Source organism: Gordonia sp. CPCC 206044 (assembly GCF_048537895.1).
In the GTDB taxonomy this organism is placed as follows: domain Bacteria; phylum Actinomycetota; class Actinomycetes; order Mycobacteriales; family Mycobacteriaceae; genus Gordonia.
The window spans coordinates 359,170-380,417 of the sequence record NZ_JBCLVL010000004.1; the positions used below are offsets into that span (position 1 = coordinate 359,170).

Annotated in this window: 21 protein-coding genes; 5 read left to right on the forward strand and 16 right to left on the reverse strand. The window is 61.0% G+C overall.

What is annotated here, in order from left to right:
- Positions 1-148: 148 nt before the first annotated feature.
- The 14 genes from AAFP35_RS08250 to AAFP35_RS08315 all read right to left on the reverse strand — a co-directional run bounded on the left by AAFP35_RS08250 (position 149) and on the right by AAFP35_RS08315 (position 14,154).
- Entirely contained in the window at positions 149-1,600 is a 1,452-nt protein-coding gene (locus AAFP35_RS08250) for a hypothetical protein (RefSeq protein WP_419221071.1), read from the reverse strand.
- Complete coding sequence (locus AAFP35_RS08255; protein WP_419221072.1) at positions 1,597-3,804, reverse strand: phage tail protein; 2,208 nt, start codon at positions 3,802-3,804, stop codon at positions 1,597-1,599. Before AAFP35_RS08255 ends, AAFP35_RS08250 begins: the two co-directional genes overlap by 4 nt.
- A gap of 147 nt (positions 3,805-3,951) precedes the next feature.
- Positions 3,952-4,212, reverse strand: a complete 261-nt coding sequence (locus AAFP35_RS08260) for a hypothetical protein (protein ID WP_419221073.1) — start codon at positions 4,210-4,212, stop codon at positions 3,952-3,954.
- Positions 4,213-4,651: 439 nt separating this feature from the next.
- On the reverse strand, positions 4,652-5,071 hold the full coding sequence (locus AAFP35_RS08265) for a hypothetical protein (RefSeq protein WP_419221074.1): 420 nt from the start codon (positions 5,069-5,071) through the stop codon (positions 4,652-4,654).
- A gap of 11 nt (positions 5,072-5,082) precedes the next feature.
- Positions 5,083-5,439 (reverse strand): hypothetical protein, encoded by a 357-nt coding sequence (locus tag AAFP35_RS08270; protein ID WP_419221075.1) that lies wholly within the window; start codon positions 5,437-5,439, stop codon positions 5,083-5,085.
- A complete protein-coding gene (locus AAFP35_RS08275; RefSeq protein WP_419221076.1) occupies positions 5,436-5,750 on the reverse strand; it encodes a hypothetical protein in 315 nt (104 codons plus the stop codon). The genes AAFP35_RS08270 and AAFP35_RS08275 overlap by 4 nt, the downstream gene beginning before the upstream one ends.
- A complete protein-coding gene (locus AAFP35_RS08280; RefSeq protein ID WP_419221077.1) occupies positions 5,750-7,237 on the reverse strand; it encodes an HK97 family phage prohead protease in 1,488 nt (495 codons plus the stop codon). Before AAFP35_RS08280 ends, AAFP35_RS08275 begins: the two co-directional genes overlap by 1 nt.
- Positions 7,234-8,346, reverse strand: coding sequence for a phage portal protein (locus AAFP35_RS08285; protein ID WP_419221078.1), 1,113 nt, complete (start codon positions 8,344-8,346; stop codon positions 7,234-7,236). Before AAFP35_RS08285 ends, AAFP35_RS08280 begins: the two co-directional genes overlap by 4 nt.
- Before the next feature lie 7 nt (positions 8,347-8,353).
- Positions 8,354-9,766, reverse strand: a complete 1,413-nt coding sequence (locus AAFP35_RS08290; protein ID WP_419221079.1) for a terminase — start codon at positions 9,764-9,766, stop codon at positions 8,354-8,356.
- Complete coding sequence (locus AAFP35_RS08295; RefSeq protein ID WP_419221080.1) at positions 9,753-10,052, reverse strand: hypothetical protein; 300 nt, start codon at positions 10,050-10,052, stop codon at positions 9,753-9,755. Before AAFP35_RS08295 ends, AAFP35_RS08290 begins: the two co-directional genes overlap by 14 nt.
- Before the next feature lie 610 nt (positions 10,053-10,662).
- Positions 10,663-10,926, reverse strand: coding sequence for a hypothetical protein (locus AAFP35_RS08300; protein ID WP_419221081.1), 264 nt, complete (start codon positions 10,924-10,926; stop codon positions 10,663-10,665).
- Positions 10,926-11,417, reverse strand: a complete 492-nt coding sequence (locus AAFP35_RS08305) for a hypothetical protein (protein ID WP_419221082.1) — start codon at positions 11,415-11,417, stop codon at positions 10,926-10,928. The genes AAFP35_RS08300 and AAFP35_RS08305 overlap by 1 nt, the downstream gene beginning before the upstream one ends.
- A 47-nt stretch (positions 11,418-11,464) precedes the next feature.
- Positions 11,465-12,091, reverse strand: a complete 627-nt coding sequence (locus AAFP35_RS08310) for a helix-turn-helix domain-containing protein (RefSeq protein WP_419221083.1) — start codon at positions 12,089-12,091, stop codon at positions 11,465-11,467.
- A gap of 974 nt (positions 12,092-13,065) precedes the next feature.
- A complete protein-coding gene (locus tag AAFP35_RS08315) occupies positions 13,066-14,154 on the reverse strand; it encodes a tyrosine-type recombinase/integrase (protein ID WP_419221084.1) in 1,089 nt (362 codons plus the stop codon).
- Between the two features lie 323 nt (positions 14,155-14,477).
- Between AAFP35_RS08315 and AAFP35_RS08320 the strand changes: the two genes are divergently transcribed.
- Positions 14,478-14,891 (forward strand): TIGR03667 family PPOX class F420-dependent oxidoreductase, encoded by a 414-nt coding sequence (locus tag AAFP35_RS08320; RefSeq protein ID WP_419221085.1) that lies wholly within the window; start codon positions 14,478-14,480, stop codon positions 14,889-14,891.
- A 13-nt stretch (positions 14,892-14,904) separates the two neighbouring features.
- Here the strand turns inward: AAFP35_RS08320 and AAFP35_RS08325 are convergent, their stop codons facing one another.
- Positions 14,905-15,738: an SDR family oxidoreductase gene (locus AAFP35_RS08325; protein ID WP_419221086.1), complete on the reverse strand. Its 834-nt coding sequence runs from the start codon at positions 15,736-15,738 to the stop codon at positions 14,905-14,907.
- Positions 15,739-15,941: 203 nt separating this feature from the next.
- Between AAFP35_RS08325 and AAFP35_RS08330 the strand changes: the two genes are divergently transcribed.
- Together AAFP35_RS08330 and AAFP35_RS08335 are read left to right on the forward strand one after the other, a co-directional pair.
- Entirely contained in the window at positions 15,942-17,258 is a 1,317-nt protein-coding gene (locus AAFP35_RS08330; RefSeq protein ID WP_419221087.1) for a hypothetical protein, read from the forward strand.
- A 33-nt stretch (positions 17,259-17,291) separates the two neighbouring features.
- Positions 17,292-17,510 (forward strand): hypothetical protein, encoded by a 219-nt coding sequence (locus AAFP35_RS08335; RefSeq protein ID WP_419221088.1) that lies wholly within the window; start codon positions 17,292-17,294, stop codon positions 17,508-17,510.
- A gap of 14 nt (positions 17,511-17,524) precedes the next feature.
- Here the strand turns inward: AAFP35_RS08335 and AAFP35_RS08340 are convergent, their stop codons facing one another.
- On the reverse strand, positions 17,525-18,430 hold the full coding sequence (locus AAFP35_RS08340) for an alpha/beta hydrolase (protein WP_419221089.1): 906 nt from the start codon (positions 18,428-18,430) through the stop codon (positions 17,525-17,527).
- A 335-nt stretch (positions 18,431-18,765) separates the two neighbouring features.
- On the opposite strand from AAFP35_RS08340, the gene AAFP35_RS08345 reads away from it, so the two are divergent.
- Both AAFP35_RS08345 and AAFP35_RS08350 read left to right on the forward strand, forming a co-directional pair.
- The gene (locus AAFP35_RS08345; protein ID WP_419221090.1) at positions 18,766-20,190 is read left to right on the forward strand and encodes an aldehyde dehydrogenase family protein; all 1,425 of its coding nucleotides are present in this window, start codon (positions 18,766-18,768) and stop codon (positions 20,188-20,190) included.
- A gap of 286 nt (positions 20,191-20,476) precedes the next feature.
- Positions 20,477-21,247 (forward strand): PTS sugar transporter subunit IIA, encoded by a 771-nt coding sequence (locus AAFP35_RS08350; RefSeq protein ID WP_419221091.1) that lies wholly within the window; start codon positions 20,477-20,479, stop codon positions 21,245-21,247.
- Position 21,248: the final 1 nt, after the last annotated feature.

Genomic DNA, 21,248 nt, shown 5'->3' on the forward strand with positions numbered 1-21,248 from the left:
GGCCCGGCACTCCACTGACACTCACCATGGTCTCATCGACCTTTTGTGCCAGCGCCTTCATGTGTGCATGACCTTGGTACATCGGGTCACCGGACAGCGGATAAGGGATGTCGTAATTATTTGTATATCCGGGCATTATTGATTACCCCTAATCATTCGGAAATTCGTCGGCATAGACTTTGATTGAAGGGTCAGTTACAAACTTCAAGTCGTGCCATTGGATAGAGTGGTCCAGTTTATTGGTGGTATCGGCCTCGTCTCCCCACTCAATTTCGTGAGGAAGGTCGTCCCAGGTTGGCTCGTCCATGCCGAAGAAAACGTCGTCGTGGTAGTACGGCTGCAGCTGCATCGTGATGACCCAGCGGCCTCTTCGGTACTCGATGGAGCCTCCGAGGACCCCAAAGATTGGATGGAATTTATCCAATCTAACTGTCCACGGTGAGCCGGCGATGAACACGAGGTACTGACGCTCGCCAGCCATGATGAGGTCCATGGCCTGAACCACCGACTGGAACGAATCCCCGCTCAGGCGAGTGTCATACGTGACCTCGGGGTGGAGCGGTAGCGACCCTTCCCAGTTGAGACTGCCGAAGACTTGCTCGGCTACGTTCCCAACCTCGGAGGTAGTGTCTAGCCACGTCTGCGCGGTCATCAGTCGGACGCCCTCACCGGTGTCTAAGATATTTCGCACAAGTGTCTTGTCTTCGCCGGTGACTTTGTCGCGATAGGACATTTGAAGTCGATTAATGCGCTCGGAGCCAGATTGCTTGATACTTCGACCAGACGGCGCGACGACTTGAGCACCCAGGCTGGTTCCCAGGAAATCATCATCATCGGTACCCCACGCACCAGGTCGAGGATTAGCGGCAGGAGCGATATGCAGGTAGCCATCGGAGCCACGATAAAAGGATGTGTCTATAGTCCCGTTATATCGACCGTTGTTTCGAACCACGTTATCTTTGGGGCTATATGAATAGGTATGACCCATCGATTTATAGAATGAATCCATGATGGATTGCATCGATTGACCGTCGACCGCGGTCTCGCTGCATGTCTTGGTCTCGAAGTACGGGTCGAAGAAGACGTCGGTTATCTGCGTGGTCTCCAGCGCCTGGAGCTTAATCCAGTTAGCCCTAGTGATGACGGTCTGGCCCGCGGCGAGAGGAAGAGCGTGGTCGTACATAACCACGTTGCCCCACTGGGCCATACGGTCGACACCGCTGATGGTGACAATGTCACCGCGAGAGAGGTTGGTCTCGGGGTCTTTGGGTGCGTCTTCAATCTCCACGTCGGTAATCCGCCCGTGAAACCAGTTCCACCCCTGCTCCCAGGTCAGCGTGCTGGTGTTGAAGTTGATGCCGGCGAAGAGGCTGATGGCCTCGCCAATGATGGCGTTGTCGCGCATCCGCTGAACCCACGTACCGGTTGGGTCTAGCAGCCGGATAGCAACAGTGGCAGGAGATGCGGACTCGGTGAGACCTGTACGACCCCACCTCACCGAGATGCCGTCAAGAATCTGCATCTCATCGGCGTCGTAGTACCACTGGTCGATTAGGTAGACCCTGGGCTTGACCTTGATGTCACGTGCTTCGTAGGTCATTTCCAAGCCACCTGCTGCGAGTTGCCCGTGGTGGTGTGGTATTTACCGAGCACGCTCTCCACCTGCCTCCCGACCGCAATCGGGTCCAATGCACCCTCGATACGGATGTTGATGTTGGTGTTGTTGACCTCGGTCCGACCAGCACCTGCGCCCCACCGAGCGAAGTCGCTTGGTGAGATGCCAAGGGTTGAAGCTGCAGTGAGTTCAGGGCCTCGGGCAGCGAAGGTCTGGAACCCCTCGGGCAGGAATCGGAAGGCACTGGGCGGCTGGAAGGTGAACTCAGCACCCGGAGATGAGAACAGGGAGGTCATCCAGCCAGGGGGTGACGGGAAGTGTATGTTCCCAATCCACGAGATGACACTCTTGATGGCATTGACCACGCCCTCAATCGCGCCTTTGACGGTGTCCACTGCACCCTTGATGGCGTTCCAGACCGAGGTTCCAACAGACTTCAGAGTATTGAAGACACCCTTAATCGTGTTGATGACCGTGGTGACCGCAGACTTGATGCCATTCCACACGGCAACCGCAACCGCCTTGATGCCATTCCACACGGCCGAGGCCACGCCACGGAAGCCATCCATGACGGCCTGGATAAAGCCGATGGCCACAGCGACTGCGGCCTTGATGCCATTCCAGACAGCGATGGCGGCGGACTTAATCCAGTTCCAGGCCGCAATCATGGCGTTGACAAAGCCATCCCAGACTCCCTTGAGCCATGCGACCGAGACCTGGAATGCGGTGACCACACCTTGCCAGACAGCCTTGACGAGGCCAACCACCCAGTTCCAGGCAGCGACGACAGCGGTACACATCGCCTTCCAGGCAGTCTGAAACCACGTGGTCTTGGTCGCGATGAGGACGATGACAGCGATGAGAGCGACGATGGCCAGCACAATCCACGTGATGGGATTTGCCAACAGTGCCGCAGTCAGTGACCACACCTGGACAATCAACGGAATCATCGCGATTGCCGCCTTGCCGATGAACCCTGCCAACAGCTTGAGCCCACCACCGAGACCGCCAAATATGCCCTTGAATACCTTGAGCGCGCCCGTTGCAGCCTTGCTGTTGGTGCCGAACATCTTCATGGCAGGGGCTAGGATGCGAAGCGTCGTAGCCACTCCTGCAACGGCGTTGAGCCCACGGAAGGCAACAGCGAGCGTGACGATAGCGGGCGTAAGAGGAGCAATTGCCCCGACCAGGTCAGCAAAGGGCCCAATCAGTGGAGTAATGCCGCTGAGTATCTGACTGAATCCCTGGATGATAGTCGGCAGGTGCGGTGTCAGTTCTTGGATAGCCTGCACCAGCGCCTCAGCGAACTGTTGCCCTAGGGCAGCCAGTTGCGGTGTGATGGCAGCGATAGACGTGCCTAGGGCTGTGAATGCTTGCCCGAGAACTGGTCCCATAGATGCGGTGAGCTGTGCCACCAGCTCGATGACCGGGCGAATGAAGTTGCCAAGACCATTGATTGCTGCAGCAGCACCATCCATGACTGTGGTCAACTGACCCGTCTGCTGGAGCTTGGTGAACACGTCCCCGATTGCGCTCAGCACGTTTCCGAAGGCTCTACCCAGAACATCGGCGGAGGACGCTGCTCCGACGCCAAGGTTGAGAATGCCGGTCACCAACCGCTCAATACCTGGCTGCATTGCACCGATAAATTGCCGGCCACCGCGCACGATGGTGTTCAGGGCACCATTCATCGGTCCGGTGAGCACACCCACCACACCAGCGAAGCTCGACGACAGCGTAGACGCCATCCCCTTCATCGCGGGAGTCAGCGAATCAAGGAGTCCTCCAAGCTGTTTGAAGGCTGGAGTCATCTCCTTCTGGAAGGTGTCCGATACCGCCTTCTTCAGGGCATCGAACTGCGGAGAGATGGTCTTGGCGGCTTCTTTGATGCCATCGAGTCCGAGTATGACGGCCCCGAGTGCCGGTGCAGCCAGCGCGCCAGCGCCGGCAAGCGCGATACCGAGAGCTCCGACTGCGCCACCGGCTGCAGCGACTGCTCCAGTCGCCACCGTCGCGAGCGTGGCCATCCTCGCCAGGGAGTTAACGACGCGAACGGGCGCAAGTTCGTTGACTGCGCTCAGTCGTCGTTCGAACTTACGAACCTGACGTTCGGCCTTCTTGAAACCATCGCTAGCACGCGTCGCATCGGAGACGATATGGATGGCCAGAATCGCAGTGGACCGTGCCATTTACGTTCTCCTTCAAGTTATGTGGACGTCATCCTTGAGCAGCCTCCGACTGTTCTTCGAGAATCTCGAGACAGGTCAGGATGGCTTCGTCGTCTTCGCCGTACCACGAACTAGGCAACGTGTTTGTGGCTACAGCGAGTGCGCATATCAGGCGTCGGATGTCGTCCTCTGGGTAGGGTCCAGTTCCTCTTCACCGGCCTCCCCTACCGCCGCGCACTGGTTGCAGAACTCGTCCCAGGTGCCGCCGAAGTACCCCAGCCGCTTCGCCGCGGCATAGGCGAGGAAGTTGATAAACAGAGACGGGTCGTCCTGAATGCTCGGCCAGTTGTGCTTCTGGCGAGTCTTCGAGTACTCAACCTGGTCTGCCAAAGTGGTTTTGACATCGTTGTACACCGAACCATCGGTCATTTCGATGTCAATAATGAGTCGAGTAACAGCCATTGCTTACCCCTAAGCTAGGTGGTTGAAGGTCAGATACCTCTGACCTTGTCGATGATGTTTTTGACCTCTACCTGATAGGCAGTGGTCCACTCAGGCTCTGTTGCCTGAGCAGCTCGAGACATCCAGGGGTTAGCCTTGATACCTCGGCTTCGCCAGCCCCAGTGAATTGGGTTGGCGTATGGAACTTTTCCGCTGCCAGCACGCACCACGCCAGCCTTCCGCGTGGCTCCGCTCCTCACGGAACGTCCGAGCGCTCCCGAGTCCTTGGGCGCAGCAGCTTTGGCTGCTGGTCGGACGGTGTCGGCAGCCTTCTTGTTGGCGCTGCGTAGGTCATTGAAGGAGCCCCCGGCTTTGAGGAGTGACCTGCGGAGCCGGGGACCCCCTTCGACGTAAACCCTTTTAGGCATCAGGGGGTGACGTCAGTATCCCAGGTCGGCTTGCCGACAATGCTGAACTCGAACTCTGCGGTCGGCTTGGTTCCAGCCTTGCCGCCGATGTCGAGCGGGTCGACGATAAGCGTGCCCGAGAACGACGGTCCGGATGCGGAATTCGGTTCAAACGCGAACGGGACCTGTTCTCCCGCATTCTCAAACGCGAACTTGTTGACACCGTCGGCAGACAGGTCCTGGACCAGTTCGCCCTTCATCTGCCAGCTGTAGGCGATGTCACCGGGGATGGTGTCACCACTCAGTACGGTGATGTTGTCTTCCTGGTCCTTATCGGCAGCCAGGACACACTCAATGACCTGGAAGCTGAAGTCGACCTCGGAACCGATTGCACCGAGCTTAAGAGTGCCCGGACCAACCTTTGTGTACTTGACAGGCATGTTGAAACTCCTTAGCCCGTGGGAATATTGACTGTGATTTGGTATGCCGGGAGTGGTGAGGTGACCCCCGGAATACCGACTTGCTCGGACAGTGAGACCGGTTCGTCCGGCTGGATGACCTCAAGAGCCCTGTCTAAGAGGGCATTGAGTTGTAGGCAATCCTGTTCGTATCCGAGGTCTGGAACGATGAGATAGACCTCAACCTGCATCTCCCCACTACCACCGATTGTTTGGCAGACGGTGAAGTTTCGAGCCACAACCCACGCACACGGAGGGTTGAGGTCTCGTGGGTCCAGGTAGGCATCTACGCCCGCATCTCGCAGTGTGGTGACGAGGGCATTGAGTTCATCAAGGATGTCCATGGTCACCCAACCTGTGGGCGCTTATACACCCCGAGCTCAAGTAACTGTGCAACGTCAGGGTCATTGCGCTGTACGTAGACCACCCCGACGTCGCCGAAATTCTCCACACCTGCGGGAGAATTTCGGCGACGGTAGACCCTCGAGGCGAGCATCACGCCGCCGGTGATGAAGTGGGCAGGCCACTCGTCCAGGTCACCCTTCCACGCAATAAGGAGACTGTTGACGCCATCTACGACAGCACTAATTGCCTCCTCGTCTCGGCTTCCTGCGACTCCGAGGTAGGTGATGACCTGCTCAGGGGTGACTGGGGTGGACATTAGGCAACGTTGTCGCTCGGGAACGACACGGAAACGATGCCCCGGTCGTCGTTGAGCAAGGTGGCGTAATAGCCGAACAGAGCGGCATCACGTCCACCGTTTGCGATGTGCTCAGCCTGCACGCGAATCGGCGAACCACTGAGTTCATAGAAGGTGGCCGCGGGCTTCGTGCCAACGACCACGGTGCCAGCCGCGACGTGCTCCGAGGCAACCCAATTGGCCGGGTTGATGCCGAGAACATCCAGGAACGCCGGAACCTCGGCGGCGGAGGTGCCGACGAGCAGGTCTCGGCGGTCTGCCGGGTTCACCAGGACGAATGTGGCCTTCGAGCGGGTGGCCAGATGGACCTGGTCAGCCCCAATGGCGACGGCCTCGAGCAGTCCGGCTGCGGGAGTGACGACGTCGGTGGCAGACGCGATAACGAAGTCAGCGGCCTTTTCGTCGGACAGATAGGCATAGCTCTCTGCCATCGCACGGAAATACGAAGCGATGAACTCGTCGTCATTGAAGTCAATGAACTTCCGGTCAATATCGTGGCCACCAGCCAGGCGAAGAGCATCGACCGTCACAGACTCTGTGGTCGGCGAATTGGACGGCACCGCCGCCTTGTTGCCGGCGTACTCAGCGACCGCGGGCTTGGTGTTCCAGCGCCAGCCGGTCACCTTGTACGAGGTCAGATTGCCATTGGTGAGCAGCGGGACAATCTGACGCTGGTATGCGACACCGGACCACACTTCGCCCACCCACGAAGCCGGGGCGACGGCAATATTGCTCGAGTGAGTGATATCGCTGAAGGCTGCGGTGATTTCGGCTGAGCGGTCGCCACGCACGTATGCGTTGATGACATCGGTAGCCTCGGAGGCGGTCAGTTCGGCCTTCTTGGACGGGATGACAAGACCCTGCGGAACGGCAGCGGCCTCAATGGTCACCTCAGTGGCGACCTCATGCTCGAGATGCTCGGACATGGATTCTCCTTCCGCCCCTTCTGAGGCGAGGTTGGAATTGGTATGGAAGTCGTCTTCTGCGTCGGCCTGTTCGGCGGTGACGTTCGAGACGCGTGCCTCTGTGAATGCCGGAACAGCCACGAGGGCAATGGCATCCAAGTTGGCGGAAGTGATGCGCTTACCATCGGGAGACCGCTTCACGGCGGACAGTTCCACAGAGAGTCCGTCGCGGATACCTTCTGCGGCCTCGGTCAGGGCAACATCACCTTCAGGGGTGTTGCCAACCTTGAAGGACACGAGAAGGCCCTCTTCGGTGGTCTCAATCTTGGTTACGTACCCAACTGGCGCATTACGGTTGTGGTCGCGAAGTAGCTTGACCCGGTTCAGTCGCTCGGGAATCTGGATGGCTCCAGGGTCGACTGAAACCTTCCCACCGGACGTATTGCCGGGGATGTTGAACGGCACTGCAAGACCAACAACGGTGCGGGACTCCGCTTCGGCTACAACCGTCGGGTCGTCGGGCATGAACTGAATCGAGGTCATTCGTTGCCGGCCTCCTGGTCTAGGGTGGGTGCGGTCTCAGGTTCTGCAGCCGATGGCTCTTCAGACCTCGATTGCTGGTCTTTGATAGGCAACTTCACGTCGCCGATGAAGTCCTGAAGGCTGAACTGGATGACCGTCTTTCGAGGTGCAACGTCATCCTGTGAAAGGCGTCCACTGATGGCATCCATGTAGGGACTCAGGCCAAATGTCAGGAACTGCGCGTTGCGGTCTTGAGTGGTCTCGTAGGTCAACGAGCCCTGTTGCGCCTGGGCATCAATAAGGGCTGCAGGGATTCCCATGCAGCGGGCGATGTCCACAGCGCTTGCGTTACGACCCTCAATCAGTAAATGTTCGTTGGGAGCTCCGTGCTCGCGTACCTCAATACCGTTGTTAGTGAAGGCCACGCCGCCATTGACGCCCGTGCGAGCCTTTGCCCAGCTATTGACCAGTTCGGCAATGTCATCGTCGGTGAGCGATGCCTCGTTCGTCTGATGGAGCTCGAGGTATGCCGTCTGGTTCTTTGCTGCCTTGTCCGCGGATTGCAGAAGATTGGATGCCTGCCGGATAGTCCTGGCACCAAAGGTGATAAGCCCCTCGTGTGGACCGGGGATTAAGACCACGCTGTCACTGCGGACGAGCTCTCCGTCGACCTCGATGCGACCGGCAACGTCAAAGCTCCAGCGGTCGTAGTTAATGCGGTCAGCCCTGGTGATGCGGCCCTGAGTGTCCCTGGTGACGGCCCACAGCGACCATCCGTAGAAAATCAGGTCATCCACTGTCCAGAGCATCCGGTGATACGGGGACATCGCACCGTCTGTACGGGTCAGCCAAACCGGCTGGTTATCGGCGAGCTCGTCATCTCGCCGTGCCTCGAGTGGTAAACGGGCAATAGTGCCTGCGATGAGAAGCCGCGAACGGGACACCGTGGGCACTGATACGGCCTCAGTACGGGTTAGCGGGAGGTAGTCGCTACCCATGATGTCTGGCCACACAACAGAGTTCAGGGTCGTTGCCGGCGCGAACGGGGATGCGATAGCCACCTGATAGCTGTTGGCAGCAGCCTCAATGACTGGGTCGGACGCGACTCCGAACCATTCCTTCCAGCCCATGGGACTCCTATTCCGATTGCGCGAAGTATGTTTTTGGTTTTGGTGGAGGTGCCTGGAGGTGGGTTACGGCACGGACCGCCAATGTGGCAGCCTCCAGTGGCGCGATGGACCCGGCGGAACCTCGGCGAGACCACGCAAACTGGTCGCTGACGTTGCGCGTAGATGCACATGTCACTGCATCTGTGATGTCCTGATTACGTCTGAATTTGATGCGGCCCTGTTTGATACGGTCCAGAACCTCGGCACAGGCAGCTGTCACGTCCTTTGTTGTCAATGGCAGCAATGCCACTCTGTTGAGGTCCAGGTAGTCGACCACCGTGGATGAAGGGCCATGACCATCCACCACAAGGCCGCTGTTTGAGTGCCGCTCGTTCAGTTCCTTGAGTCGCGGTCCCAGCCAGTCGACGCCTGGCCTGAAGTCGATTAGCTCGACGATTGGCTCGTCGTCGACAATTGCCGCCGCGCAGATGGCCGCGGATGAGCGGTCAATGGAGACCGCTGCACCGAATGCCACTCGGGCGTCCTTCGGAATCGGCTCGTCCGTCTGTACTCGCTCGAAGGCATCCAGTGGGATGACCTGTTCGCGAGTCTGTGTCCAGCGATTGCCGTACGCGCGAGCGAAACCTCCAGGGGTATCGCCAAACTGAGCAGCCGCCCGGACAAACGCGTCCATGTCCATGGTGTGGCCGTACGCCGGGTGATAGGACGCGACAGCCTCGAGGTCGAGAGCATCAATGTCATCGGGGATGCTGTACTCCAGATAGCAGATGCCGGGGTCGCCGGCCCTGCCTCGCTCTACGAACTCACGGAACCAAGTCGACTCAGCAGTTCCTGCCGTGGAGACGATGATTGTCTGTGCACCAGGACGAGTGGCCTGGGTAGGCACAATCGCCTGCATCAACGCTTGCCCAGTTACTTCAGAGAACGACCAAGCCTCGTCGATGAAGTTGAGGTCGGACTGCTTACCGTGAAGTGACGATTCCTTTGGCGGATGAGGCCTAATTGTGGAGCCGTTTGCATACCGTATCCATTGGGAGCCTGCCGACTTCCGAATCTTCACCACTGAGCTCAGTGGTGAGGTCTCGAGCTCATCTGCCGTCGCTAGAAACAGGTCTGTTGCGTCTAGACCGGTCTGCGCTGTGTGCCACACCCTGCGACGGGGTTTGATGAGACAGCGTTGGTTACATGTGGCCATCGATAGCGCCGTCTTGCCTGCTTGGCGCGGAACGGTCCAGACCACGATGGGGTAGATAAACAGTCCGCTGTCATCGACCTCGCCCGCAACATCTGCGGCGTAACGCTGCCATGGCATCAGGGGCGTACCGAGGATGTTGGCTACCTTTGCGACCTGGGAGCCATACGTCTTTCTGTCGGGGTTGCGCGGTGTGAAGTAGCGGGGTGCCGGGTCAGGAAGGCTCACCGAGCTCGTCCATCAAATCTCCGAACACGTCAGCCTGAGCGTCGGCGCGTGAGCTCGGAGTCATCTGCAGTTCCGCGAGCGCTTCACGATAGGGACCGAGAAGGTGGCTGATTGCGTACGAGGCCTTCGGGTGCGCCTCCGCGTAATCGAGGCCATAGGCAGCCGCCCGTGCTACCGACACCATGGCCTCATCGATGTCATCAAGGAGGTCGTCCTCCCTGGCCCTGGATACGGCCTTCTCGAGCATGAGGCTGTGTCGACCGCGGGTGTAGTCGTTCTCAAACACTTCCTGCTCAGCGCGTCGCTTCTCAGCACACTGTTGACACTCTGTGGTACTCGAGGCCTTGACGGTCCCAGGCCAGTCGGCGGATTTTGCACGCTGAGGCCTTAGTGACCTGCCACAACTCTGGCAAGACGCGGTTTTCCATACGTCCTCCATATGGGCTCCTATACGTCTGTCAGCGAACACAACGCGTTCACGGGTCTTCTGGAGGGAAAAACAGGCAACGGGGCGCGGGGTTGCTGAGGGCGCGGAATCAAAAAGGTTTGCGCCCGCTCAATGCATGTCTTGTACTGAACCTTGTTTCTTTCATTTCTTTGACAATTCAACGAATTCAATCGAGTTCGATGATTAGTCAGGCATGGCACTCCACCCCTAGGAGTGGGCTACATGCGGCAGCCGATGAGCTCCACTTCTTTGAGTCTCAAGCTCGATGCGAGTCCGGGCTCACCAGTCTCGGCTGGGGTTAGCGTCGGGGTGGGTCGGCAGTGGATGCCGTGCGAACCACTCTCCAATGCTCATGGTTCCCCGAGCTGAGTTACATGACCTATGTGCCGGCCTGCAGAGAGCCAGGTCCCACATGGCAGTGGGCACCTGACTCTTCGGCAGGAGGTGGTCAGCTGTTGTCGCTCCCGGCTTTCCGCACAAATGACAGACGGTTCCGTAGTGCTCTAATACGGCCTTGGTGAACTTGGTCGCCTTGCTGCCGGTCCAGCTGCTCATAGGATTCCACCGCTTGCGCTGCCGCCTTGAGGATTTGAGAGTCACTGGACACTGCGAGGATGCGGCCAACCTCAGTCTTAGGTCGGGTGCACCACTTCAGTACAGGTCCGCCGACCATGAAGATGCTGAACACGATGATGAGGATGTACTCGAGCATCAGGCTGCCAACCTTGCTGCCCTCTCGTAGGCGATGACGTCCGTCACCAACCATGCGATGTTGTAGACCAGGCCTCTAGTGGGATACTTGGGGTCCTTGGTGGTGTCAGCAATCCAGTAGGGATTCTTGCCCCTCTTGTTGCCGTTGTGTAATGCCTCAGTGGCCTTCTCGGACATGAACTCAGCGAACAGGTCACGTTGGAAGGTCAGTATGAGTGAGCCGATTGTGATAGACACCCAGGTCGCCTCGGAGCGGAGAACGCCAGATACCTGCCCATTACAACTGAGCTCGAGGTATACGTTTCCGGTCTGTCGCGCTTGGACGTCGTTCTTGATTTCGATGGTGAATGTGTCGTCAGCCGTAGCCAACCAGTCAATGACGGCGTTCTCACCGTCATGGCCCTTTTTGTAAGCCATAAGGTCCCAGCGCGGCTCATAGCCAGTCGCCTTCTGGACGGTGAGATTACTGTTTTGAATGACGGTCTTAGCCAATTTAGGCTCCTTTTAGGTGTGCCCTCCCCTGGCTGAAAGATGTTCAGTTAGTTGTCTAGCGCGTAGTCGTTCCACCATTCGAACGTTTCTGCGTCTGGTGGAAGGTACTGACTAATGTTGGTGAAGCCCTCAATCTCCGGGTCACGTTCCGACTCAATGACATTGAGCATTGCCGTGAACTTGGTGTCCCAGTTGGAGGACTTGACACTCTCGCCTACCGCCCAAGCCTTGAGGAGTCCACCGAGGGCATTTGCCCTTAGTCCGAGTCGCTTGCACTTGTTGACATGGATTCCGTTCACATGCCATTGGCAAGGGATGGGTTCCGGTGATTGGGTAGCGCGGTAGGTCGTTGGGACAGAAGTGAAGTCTTCATGAGGAAACTTCAGCTTGTACTTGGACGAGATGTTCTTTGCTGAGCCGTCTTCGCTAGTGCCGTGGTGTCCGATACGAAGTCGCACTAGCCATCCGGCCTCGACAGCCTTGTCGAGTTGCTTTCGGATACCACGCTCGGTGAGACCCGTGTTCGCCTTCAGCTTGGCCATTGAAGGCCAGCACTCGAGTGTGTGATTGTCGGCGTACTTGCGGAGAGTGTTCACCACTCCGCGGAACGTGTACGTCTCCGGATTTGTGTTGAACTCGTCATCCCAGCGCTGTAAGGGCGTTGAGGTTGCCATGGAGTCTCCTGAGGAGTTGTGGGGTGATTATCAGTCTTCGGCGTAGAAAGTCAGAGCTTGGTCGATGTTTGCCCTGAGTTCCCGGAGACCTTCCTCGGTGAATGCGAGGGCATTGGTGATTCCGAAGATTGACACTCGGTAGAGGTATTCGTCGTACTGCTTGGACCAACGAGCGGTGACTCGGTTGTGCTGTACTGGTGCAGGCATTGTGCTGCCTCCGTGTGGAAGTGGTGAAAATGAAAATAGGACAGCATCCGACCAGCAGTTCACTGGGTGTTAAGGATGCTGCCCTTTCGGCAGTCGCTCAACGGGAGCGAACTTGAAACCGAGATGCCCATGTCGGGCAAGTTCTGAGGGGGTGAGGGGAACTTTCCGTTCAACCCTCAATTCTTACGATACGGCCTTTTTCGGCTTCTGCAAGACTATTGATAGCGACCTAGCTCAAGCGTCAGATTGAGCGAAGTTCTATACTGCGGAGTTCATTGAGGAGTTCCAGTGGGGAGTTAGGGGGAACTACAGTTCCGGACCGGGCGGAACTACAGTTCCCCCCGTCCGGAACTACAGTTCCCCCCCTAGGTCCACGATGTCCAGCACTACACGCGCTCGGTTATATTTCACGCCAGGACAGGCGAATAGCGTCTACTCACGTACGCACATCTATACATGCCTACACATGAAAAACCCCCGAGAACCCGTACACAGGGCGAGCAAACGTATGGTGCGAGGCGAGCGAATACCCCCAGGGGAGGGTAACCAGGGGGCATGTGTGCGTAGAGGTCTCGAGGACACGAGTCGTTGACCTGCAAGTTTCAAGGTCACGGCTCAACAGGTGCTCAGTAGAACCTCAGCACTAGCGATTTTTCAGTCCTCGGACAAAATTAGTGCCCCATAGAACCTCAGCATTGGCAAAATTCTGGTCGACACATTTGGCAATGTGATTGGCAATCCGATTGGCAATGTTGTTGGCATTGCCGCTACCCGAGTGCACTCCGTACCGAGTCCCACTCACTCTTGCCTGTCTGTGCATACCTCTGTGTTGTCACGATGGTGCTGTGGCCTAGGAGTGCGGACACGGTCGTGATGCTGATGCCCCGCTGAACTAGGTGGCTCGCGTACGTATGTCTGAGGTCGTGAGGGCGAACCTTGCCGACCCTCTTCTGGTGCCGGCCTTCCGTGACGAACGCGGCTCGCCCTGCTGCCGTGAGTCCGTGGGCGAACGACGTCGCCTCGAGAGGGTTACCGGACGGTGCGAGTACCAAGCCAAATCGCGGTGTGGCGACGCCTTGGTATTCCTTATCGGGCCTGGACCCCAGTCCATCTCGGTCGAGGGTTGTGTTGAGTAGTTTCTCGAGTCGAGAGTCGATGGGTATGGTCCGCGTACCCCGAGTCTTGGTGGCTTTAAAGAACAAGTTCTTTCGGTCCCAAGACATCCGAACGTGAATCTCCTTGGCCTTGAGGTCCACGTCGTCCCAGTGCAGCGCTACCGCTTCACCCCATCGCATACCTGTGCCAACGAGAAGTTCGAATACCAGCCTGTACTTGTCGTCGAGGACCTCACGGATGGCGTCGACTTCATCAACCGACAGCCAGCGTTCGGGCGACGGGTTGAGGCTGGGCATGGAGAGACTTTGGCACGGGTTCAGCGGTATCAGGCCACGTTGTACAGCAGCCCTCAGTGAGGCACCCATGATTGCCTTCAGGTTGCGTTGCGTGGAGGGGCTAAATCCCTTGAGGTCTTTGTCAATCCAGGCCTGCAGCGCGGGCGTGGTGATAGCGCTCAGGGGGACGTCTTCCCACTTCGGCCTGACGTGTAGTTTGATGCGGCTGTTATCCCGTTCCAGGGTCGACAGCTGCACTTTGCGCTGCGGGGTCCAGATGGCCTCCCACTCCCCCCATGTCATGGATGAGGATGCCGGTCTACTCCTTGCCTCATCTTCAGCAGCAACAGCCTTGCCTAGCGCCTGGTTCTTCCTGACGTAGGTCCCAGCACTCTTCCGCTTCCCCATGTGGTCGCGGTACATAGCTCTGTACTTGCCACTCGGGAGCAACTCTGTCCATGCCACACGGCCAAGTATACGTGTGGCAGCGTGTGGCAATCTGCCATTTGGTCAGTGCTAAACAGTCCTATGCAGGTTTGGTCATTGACTTCCACTATTCGCTCTACCTGCGACGATGTGCACTATTGACCAGCAAATTCGTTGGTGCTATGTTCGCCGTGTGAACGGACTTAAAATCCGCCAAGTGTCGGTTCGAGTCCGACTGGGGGCACACTCTGTTGTTTGCGTTTCGCTCCGAAACCCGGAGCAGAACGCAAACACTTGCGAGGCCTCCCGGAATAGCGCCCCCACACCCGTCGTTGCGCAGACCACAACGAAGGGACGCTGACATGACCACCACCACGATCTCGGTACCCGAAACCGTCGCCGACAGCCTGGCCCGCGACAAGGTCATCTGGCTCACCACCGTCAACAGCAGCGAGGCTCCGGTGCCGACGCCGGTGTGGTTCCTGTGGGCCGACGGCAAGGTGCTGATCTTCTCGCAGCCGAACGCAGCAAAGATTGGCAATCTGACCGCGAATCCCCATGCGGCACTGAATCTCAACTCCGACGCCGGAGGGGGCCACGTCGTGGTGTTCAAGGGCGTCGCCGATCTCGAACGCACCGTCGACGAAGCGACCTGGCAGGCCTACGTCGACAAATACCGCGACGACATCGCAGGTCTGAACTACACCCCGGAGAGGTTCCGGACCGACTACTCACATCCGGTGTGGATCGAACCCACGTCGCTGCGATCGTGGTAGCCGAGGTACCTGATCACCGACCGACGGCCGGTCCGCGCACCGCGGCACAGACACCGCCGTCGACGAGAAGATCGATGCCGCTGAGGAATCCGGCCTGTTCCGACAGCGCGAACGCGGCCACGGCGGCCACCTCCTCGGCCCGTCCGAACCGACGCAGGGGCGTCTGCTCGGCCCAGGCCGCCATGCGCGGATTGACGGCGGCTTCCTGACGGCCCTGCGGTGTGTCGATGAGGCCGGGCGAGATCGAGCAGATGCGCCCGCCGAGTGGCCCGAGGCGGACTGCTTCCTGCTGGACGAACCGCTTGACACCCAGTTTCGCCAGCGAATAGGCCACACCCGGCTGCTCGACCATGGGCCCGAAGGTCTCCCGGATACGGTCGAGAAAGTGCTCGGCCAGCGGATCGTCGAGCACCGCCGCGGTGGCGTCGTCGACCTCGAGCCCGCCGATGACCGGCGCCATGGAGGCGAAGCAGACCCATGCCGTGCCGGTGGTCGCCAACGGCCGCAACGCTTCTGCCAACCTCGCGGTCGCCACCAGGTCGACGGTGAAGACTCGCCGCCAGTCGGCCATCGTCGGCGAGATACCGGCGACATGCGCAACCGCCCGCAACGTGCCGAGCTCCTCCACACGCGTGGCCAGCCGAGCCAGGCCTACCTCATCGGTGACATCGAGGACGTACGGCTCCACGTCCGCTGCCCCACTGTCTGACAGTTCCTCGGTCGCCGCCGTCACGGTCGCTTCGTCGACGTCCGCGAGCACGAGCCTGTCGACCGACGACACGAGCCGGCGCGCACATTCCCGGCCCATGCCACGCCCCGCACCGGTGACCACACCCACGGTGGTCATCGGCATCCGTCCACAAGAACAGCATTCTGTATCACGATAACGACATTCTCACGCGCGCGTGCGATACGCAACGGGCTTGCTCCCGAGCGACAGTCGAGTGAACGACAAAAGGTCGATCGTCAAGGGAGGCTCGATTAGTGTCGGTCCGTCAGGCGCGTAGGCGCCGTCACCAGGTTCGGACACCGTCTCGGGAGGGCGCACCGATGACCACCATTGCCGGCACGCTCACCGACTTCACCCGACGGTTCCAGGACATGCATGCCACGGTCACGGCGGTGAACCGCGGCGACATCACCGGTGCGAGCACCGAACCGATCCCACATTCGTGCCTGTCCCCGCTGGCCATGTGGGCACAGCTCGCGATGCTGGGCAAGGCGGCAGACGCGGGGCCCGAGGACATCGTGCCGTCGCCGGCGATCGCGGCCCAGATGATCGACGCCGTTTTCGCACTGCCCCACCCGGCCTGTGTCCTACGGCCGACGATGTGGCTGAATCCGTTGGTGGACAACGCCGATCTGTCCGCGATCATCGACCGCCTCTCCGCGCTGAGACATTGGGTGGGAGACCAACCGCCGCCGACCGAACAATTGGACACCTGGGCGTCGGCCAACACGTGGGGTCTGATCCCCGGTTTCCCGGTCGGCGCCGACAACAGCCGACCCTTCGGCCCCGCCGACGACGCAGTGGCCGACGTTCCCGCACTCACCAGTGGCATCGCATTCGGCGCACACGGCCGCTGGGCCATGCCGCTGGAGATCCGCCCGGCCGGATCTCTCACACAGTGGTCGGTCGACCGCGTCCTACGCACCCGCGGACCGGACTGCGGACTCGCCTGGGACCCGCAGCTCGGTTTCCTGGGAGTGACGGTGAACCGTTGCAGCAACGGACTTTTCACGCTGTCGGTGATCGGCGACCCGACCCTGCGTGGCGATGCGGTGTCGGCGGCCGCGGCCCGCCTGGTGCGACGCTTCGCCACCGGGGAACGCATCATGCTCCGCGGCGACGAACTGCCCGTCGGCGACGGCGGCTGGTGGCGGGTGGGCAGCGACCCCGCCCACCGCAGCGGATGGATGGAGCAGCAGCACAACTGCGCGGTCCTGCCGGCGTGGACGGTGGGCGACTCGTTCGATCTCATGGCCTACGGGCTCGGCTACTGGTCGGTGCTGCAGAAGGGGCTGTGCGCGCGGATCGGCGCGCCGTTCGACACCGCCACCGCAGGGCATTCCGCATGTGCACGCTTCGACACCGACGGCGTGGTGGCGGCGGCCGTGAACGGCACACAGATCGTGCACGGCGGATGGCAGCAGGCCCTGCTCGCCACCGTGGCACACTCCCCGACGCCCGACCGGCCGCTACCGCCCGGCGCCGGCGGAACCATCGTCGAATTGGAGTACCGTCATCCGTTCGCGGTGGTGGTCGCGACGAGTTCCGAGCAGCGCGGCCATTTCTGGCAGGGCCTTCCGCTGCATGTGACGTGGGTCGCCGAGGCCACCGAACCGACCACCGAGCGACCCGGATGACCGACGCCGACCAGCACATGGTCCACTCGACGCATGACCGATAACGGTGCGCCACTGGCCATGGCGGACGCGAACGCAGCCGCACTCACCCTGGGGATCTCGATCTATGCGGCCGCGATCCTCGTGCTGATCGGCCTGGGTATCAATGCGGTGCAACATCATCGCCGCGAGCGTGCGATCACCTGTGCGGTCATCGTCGGCATCCTGGTCATCGCGGGTGTCGTCGTGGCGATCGCCAGCAGCATCGGCTGACCCCGACCGTCGGCCTAACCCTTCTCGTCACAAAACGCCGACCGCAACGCCGCCGCCTGACGCCGATAGAACTCCCGCGATATCGGCGCCGCCGGGCTGACCAGGTCGAAGCCATGGAAGGCGCCGTCGACGACCTCGACGTCGCAGTCGACCCCGGCCGCTCGGAGCCGGTCCGCATAGGCGAGATCCTCGAGGTGGAACAGATCGTGGGTGCCGACGCCGATCCACGCGTCGGCCAGACCGGCGAGATCGGCCCGCCGCGCCGGGGCCACGTCGACCGGATCCGCGCCGCCGAGGTAGGCGTCCCATCCGAAGCGATTGGACTTGCCGTGCCACATCCGCAGATTCGTCTCGTCTCCCGACGCCGCCGCCGTGCGGTCGTCGAGCATCGGATACACCAGCAATTGCAACATCGGCCGAGGTTCGCCTCGGTCCCTGATCCGCAGGGCCAGTTGGGCGGCCAGTCCACCGCCGGCGCTCGCTCCGCCGATGGCGATCCGGTCGGTGTCCACACCAGGTAACCCACGCAGGAGCGAGAGGGCCTCGTGGCAGTCGTCGAGCGGTGCGGGAAACGGATGCTCGGGCGCCAGCCGGTAGTCCACCGACACCACGATCGCACCGAGATCGTCGGCGAATCGTCGGCACAGGGCATCATCCTGCTGCGCCGTCCCGATGACATACCCGCCGCCGTGAATCCACAGCAATCCCGGGACGTCACCGGTCGTGCCGCGGGGCGTCGTGATGCGGACGCTGCCGCCGGAGTCCAGGCGCCGGACCTCGACGTCGGCATTGCGCGACAGCCGCGTCAGTCCCGTCAACGCACGGATCGTCGGCAGGGTCCGCGGACCCACGATGCCTCGCGGCAGGAAATGGGCCATCCGCGCCAGATCGGGATGGAATTCCTGGTCATGAAGTGTCATCGACGGCTCCCCCTTCGTCGGCCACGCCTGGGTCGGCACTCTAACCGGCGCCGCCCCGCCCGTGGGCCGAACGAGCGGATCCGACCGACGAAACCACCGCTCGCACAGTCGAGTTGCCTGGCCGGTCACGTCCGGGTCCACCCATCCCCAGCCACCCGACGGTGCCTGCGACCCTCCACCGGACACTCCTGATGCACGACTCGGCGCCTGGCGAGTTCGCAGCCACCGCCGCACGCGCGGCAATCTGACAACGCAGGTTTCCTCACGGGTGTTCCGCCGAACGTGGCGGGGGCATAGTGTGGTGTGGACAACACCTCGCCGAATGGAGGACAAGCATGCGCGAGATCACCAAGTTCTATATCGACGGCCAGTGGGTGGAGCCTAAAGAGCTCAACCTGATCGACGTCATCAACCCGGCCACCGAGAAGGCCGCAGGCCACGTCGCGCTCGGAACCGCCGCGGACGTCGACGCCGCGGTCGATGCCGCGCGCAAGGCATTCACCACCTGGAGCCAGACGAGCATCGACGAGCGGGTCGCGGTCCTCAACGCGGTGGTCGCCGAGTACCAGAAGCGCATGCCCGAGTTGGCCGCCGCCGTCACCGAGGAGATGGGTGCACCCGCCGGGCTCGCGGGCAACGTGCAGGTCCCGATCGGGCTCGCGCATCTGATGACCGCGGCCGCCCAGCTGCCGACCTTCTCGTTCTCCGAGGATCGGGGCACCTCCCGGATCGTCAAGGAGCCGATCGGCGTCTGCGGCTTCATCACCCCGTGGAACTGGCCGCTGAACCAGGTGATGTGCAAGGTCGCGCCTGCTCTGGCCACCGGCTGCACCATGGTTCTCAAGCCGTCCGAGGTCTCCCCGTTCAGTGCCGCGATCGTCGCCGAGATCTTCGATGCGGCAGGCGTTCCCGCCGGTGTCTTCAATCTCGTCAACGGTGACGGACCGGGAGTCGGTTCGGCCATCTCCGCCCACCCCGGCATCGACATGGTGTCGTTCACCGGCAGCACGCGTGCGGGTATCGAGGTCGCCAAGAGCGCCGCACCGACCGTCAAGCGTGTGGCACAGGAGCTCGGTGGCAAGAGCCCCAACATCATCCTCGACGACGCCGACCTCGCCCAGAACGTGGCAGGCGGCGTGGCGGGAATGATGGTGAACTCCGGGCAGTCCTGCAACGCGCCGACTCGCATGCTGGTGCCGTCGCGCAGGCTCGCCGAGGCCGAAGAGGCCGCCAAGTCCGTCCAGGAGACACTCACCGTCGGCGACCCCGGCGGGGACGTCCGTCTCGGACCTGTTGTCTCCGAGGCACAGTTCGACAAGATCCAGGGACTCATCGAACGTGGCGTCGCCGACGGCGCGAAGGTCGTGTTCGGCGGCCCCGGTCGCCCCGACGACCTGCCCACCGGCTATTACGTGCGCCCGACCGTGTTCTCCGACGTCACCAACGACATGGAGATCGCACGCACGGAGGTCTTCGGCCCGGTGCTGGTCATGATCGGTTACGACTCACTCGACCAGGCGATCGAGATCGCCAACGACACCGACTACGGGCTGGCCGGGTATGTCTCCGGCAAGGATGTGGAGGAGGTCCGCAAGGTCGGCTCGCGGATCCGCGCCGGCTCCATCTCGCTCAACGGTGCTCAACTCGATCCGGTCGCACCGTTCGGCGGCTACAAGCAGAGCGGTAACGGTCGCGAATGGGGCGACTACGCGTTCGACGAGTTCCTCGAGGTGAAATCGCTGCTCGGTTACGGGGCCTGACCGACCATCGCTGCTGATCACCCCTTCGCCGGTCGGCGGAGGGGTGATCTGTTTGTCGCGACACCGCCGCCGGTCGCGTGACAGGTGGCGCCGTGCGTCTCGTCGCCGAGAATGCTTGCCGTGCAGATGATCTCGATACGAGATCGTCGCCGACCCGATCCGAGGGTGGCACCCCGCGCCAGGGTGGGACGGCCCTCGGCACGCGGTGGCACCCGGCGCGCGGCGACCAACCGATATGGCACAAAGCGCCCTGGACGAGACGGCATCGCGGGTATGGTCCAGCCTCATGGCGGCCATCACCGACCTCCTCGACCTCGATGCTGTGGCTCTCGATGTGCGCGTCGCCGACTGGCGGGAGGCGATCACCGCCGCCGGTGGCCTGCTGGAACGAACCGGGGTGGCAGATCCCGACTACACCCGGTCGATGATCGACAGCGTCGACGACAAAGGCCCGTACATCGTCATCGCCCCCGGTTTCGCCTTCGCCCATGCACGCCCGTCCGCGGCGGTCCACCGCACGGGGATGTCGTGGCTGCGCCTCGCCTCCCCGGTGCCGTTCGGTCACGCGACCAACGATCCGGTGTCACTGGTCGTCGCCCTGGCGGCCACCGACGCCTCCGCGCACACCACCGCGATGGCCGACTTGGCGAAGGCCCTCGGCGATCCCGCACGCAAAGCTGCCCTCGACTCCGCCGGTACACCTGCGGAGATTCTGGAGATTCTCGGCGCGGGCCCTGCCACCACGGCCCCCGCGTCCGGAACCCGCGCTTCGGGCGGACACATCCTGACCGTGTGCGGCAACGGATTGGGTACCAGCCTCTTCCTGAAGAACACCCTCGAACAGGTGCTCGGCACCTGGGGATGGTCTCCCTATCTCACCGTCGAGGCCACCGACACCATCTCGGCGAAGGGAAAGGCGAAAGACGCCGATCTGATCCTCACGTCGGATGAGATCGCGAAGACGTTGGGCGACGTCGGGATCCCGGTCATCGTCATCGAGAACTTCACCAGTACAAAGGAAGTCGACGCAGCGATGCGCTCGGCGTACGACGTGTAGA

Bases quoted from the DNA above. Each gene is read 5' to 3' on its own strand.
- AAFP35_RS08275 (WP_419221076.1), bottom strand. From the start codon at position 5,750: ATGTCCACCCCAGTCACCCCTGAGCAGGTCATCACCTACCTCGGAGTC.
- AAFP35_RS08350 (WP_419221091.1), top strand. From the start codon at position 20,477: ATGGCGGCCATCACCGACCTCCTCGACCTCGATGCTGTGGCTCTCGAT.
- AAFP35_RS08330 (WP_419221087.1), top strand. From the start codon at position 15,942: ATGACCACCATTGCCGGCACGCTCACCGACTTCACCCGACGGTTCCAG.
- AAFP35_RS08280 (WP_419221077.1), bottom strand. From the start codon at position 7,237: ATGACCTCGATTCAGTTCATGCCCGACGACCCGACGGTTGTAGCCGAA.
- AAFP35_RS08265 (WP_419221074.1), bottom strand. From the start codon at position 5,071: ATGCCTGTCAAGTACACAAAGGTTGGTCCGGGCACTCTTAAGCTCGGT.
- AAFP35_RS08260 (WP_419221073.1), bottom strand. From the start codon at position 4,212: ATGACCGATGGTTCGGTGTACAACGATGTCAAAACCACTTTGGCAGAC.
- AAFP35_RS08320 (WP_419221085.1), top strand. From the start codon at position 14,478: ATGACCACCACCACGATCTCGGTACCCGAAACCGTCGCCGACAGCCTG.
- AAFP35_RS08345 (WP_419221090.1), top strand. From the start codon at position 18,766: ATGCGCGAGATCACCAAGTTCTATATCGACGGCCAGTGGGTGGAGCCT.
- AAFP35_RS08255 (WP_419221072.1), bottom strand. From the start codon at position 3,804: ATGGCACGGTCCACTGCGATTCTGGCCATCCATATCGTCTCCGATGCG.
- AAFP35_RS08325 (WP_419221086.1), bottom strand. From the start codon at position 15,738: ATGACCACCGTGGGTGTGGTCACCGGTGCGGGGCGTGGCATGGGCCGG.
- AAFP35_RS08340 (WP_419221089.1), bottom strand. From the start codon at position 18,430: ATGACACTTCATGACCAGGAATTCCATCCCGATCTGGCGCGGATGGCC.
- AAFP35_RS08310 (WP_419221083.1), bottom strand. From the start codon at position 12,091: ATGGCAACCTCAACGCCCTTACAGCGCTGGGATGACGAGTTCAACACA.
- AAFP35_RS08285 (WP_419221078.1), bottom strand. From the start codon at position 8,346: ATGGGCTGGAAGGAATGGTTCGGAGTCGCGTCCGACCCAGTCATTGAG.
- AAFP35_RS08250 (WP_419221071.1), bottom strand. From the start codon at position 1,600: ATGACCTACGAAGCACGTGACATCAAGGTCAAGCCCAGGGTCTACCTA.
- AAFP35_RS08335 (WP_419221088.1), top strand. From the start codon at position 17,292: ATGACCGATAACGGTGCGCCACTGGCCATGGCGGACGCGAACGCAGCC.
- AAFP35_RS08300 (WP_419221081.1), bottom strand. From the start codon at position 10,926: ATGCTCGAGTACATCCTCATCATCGTGTTCAGCATCTTCATGGTCGGC.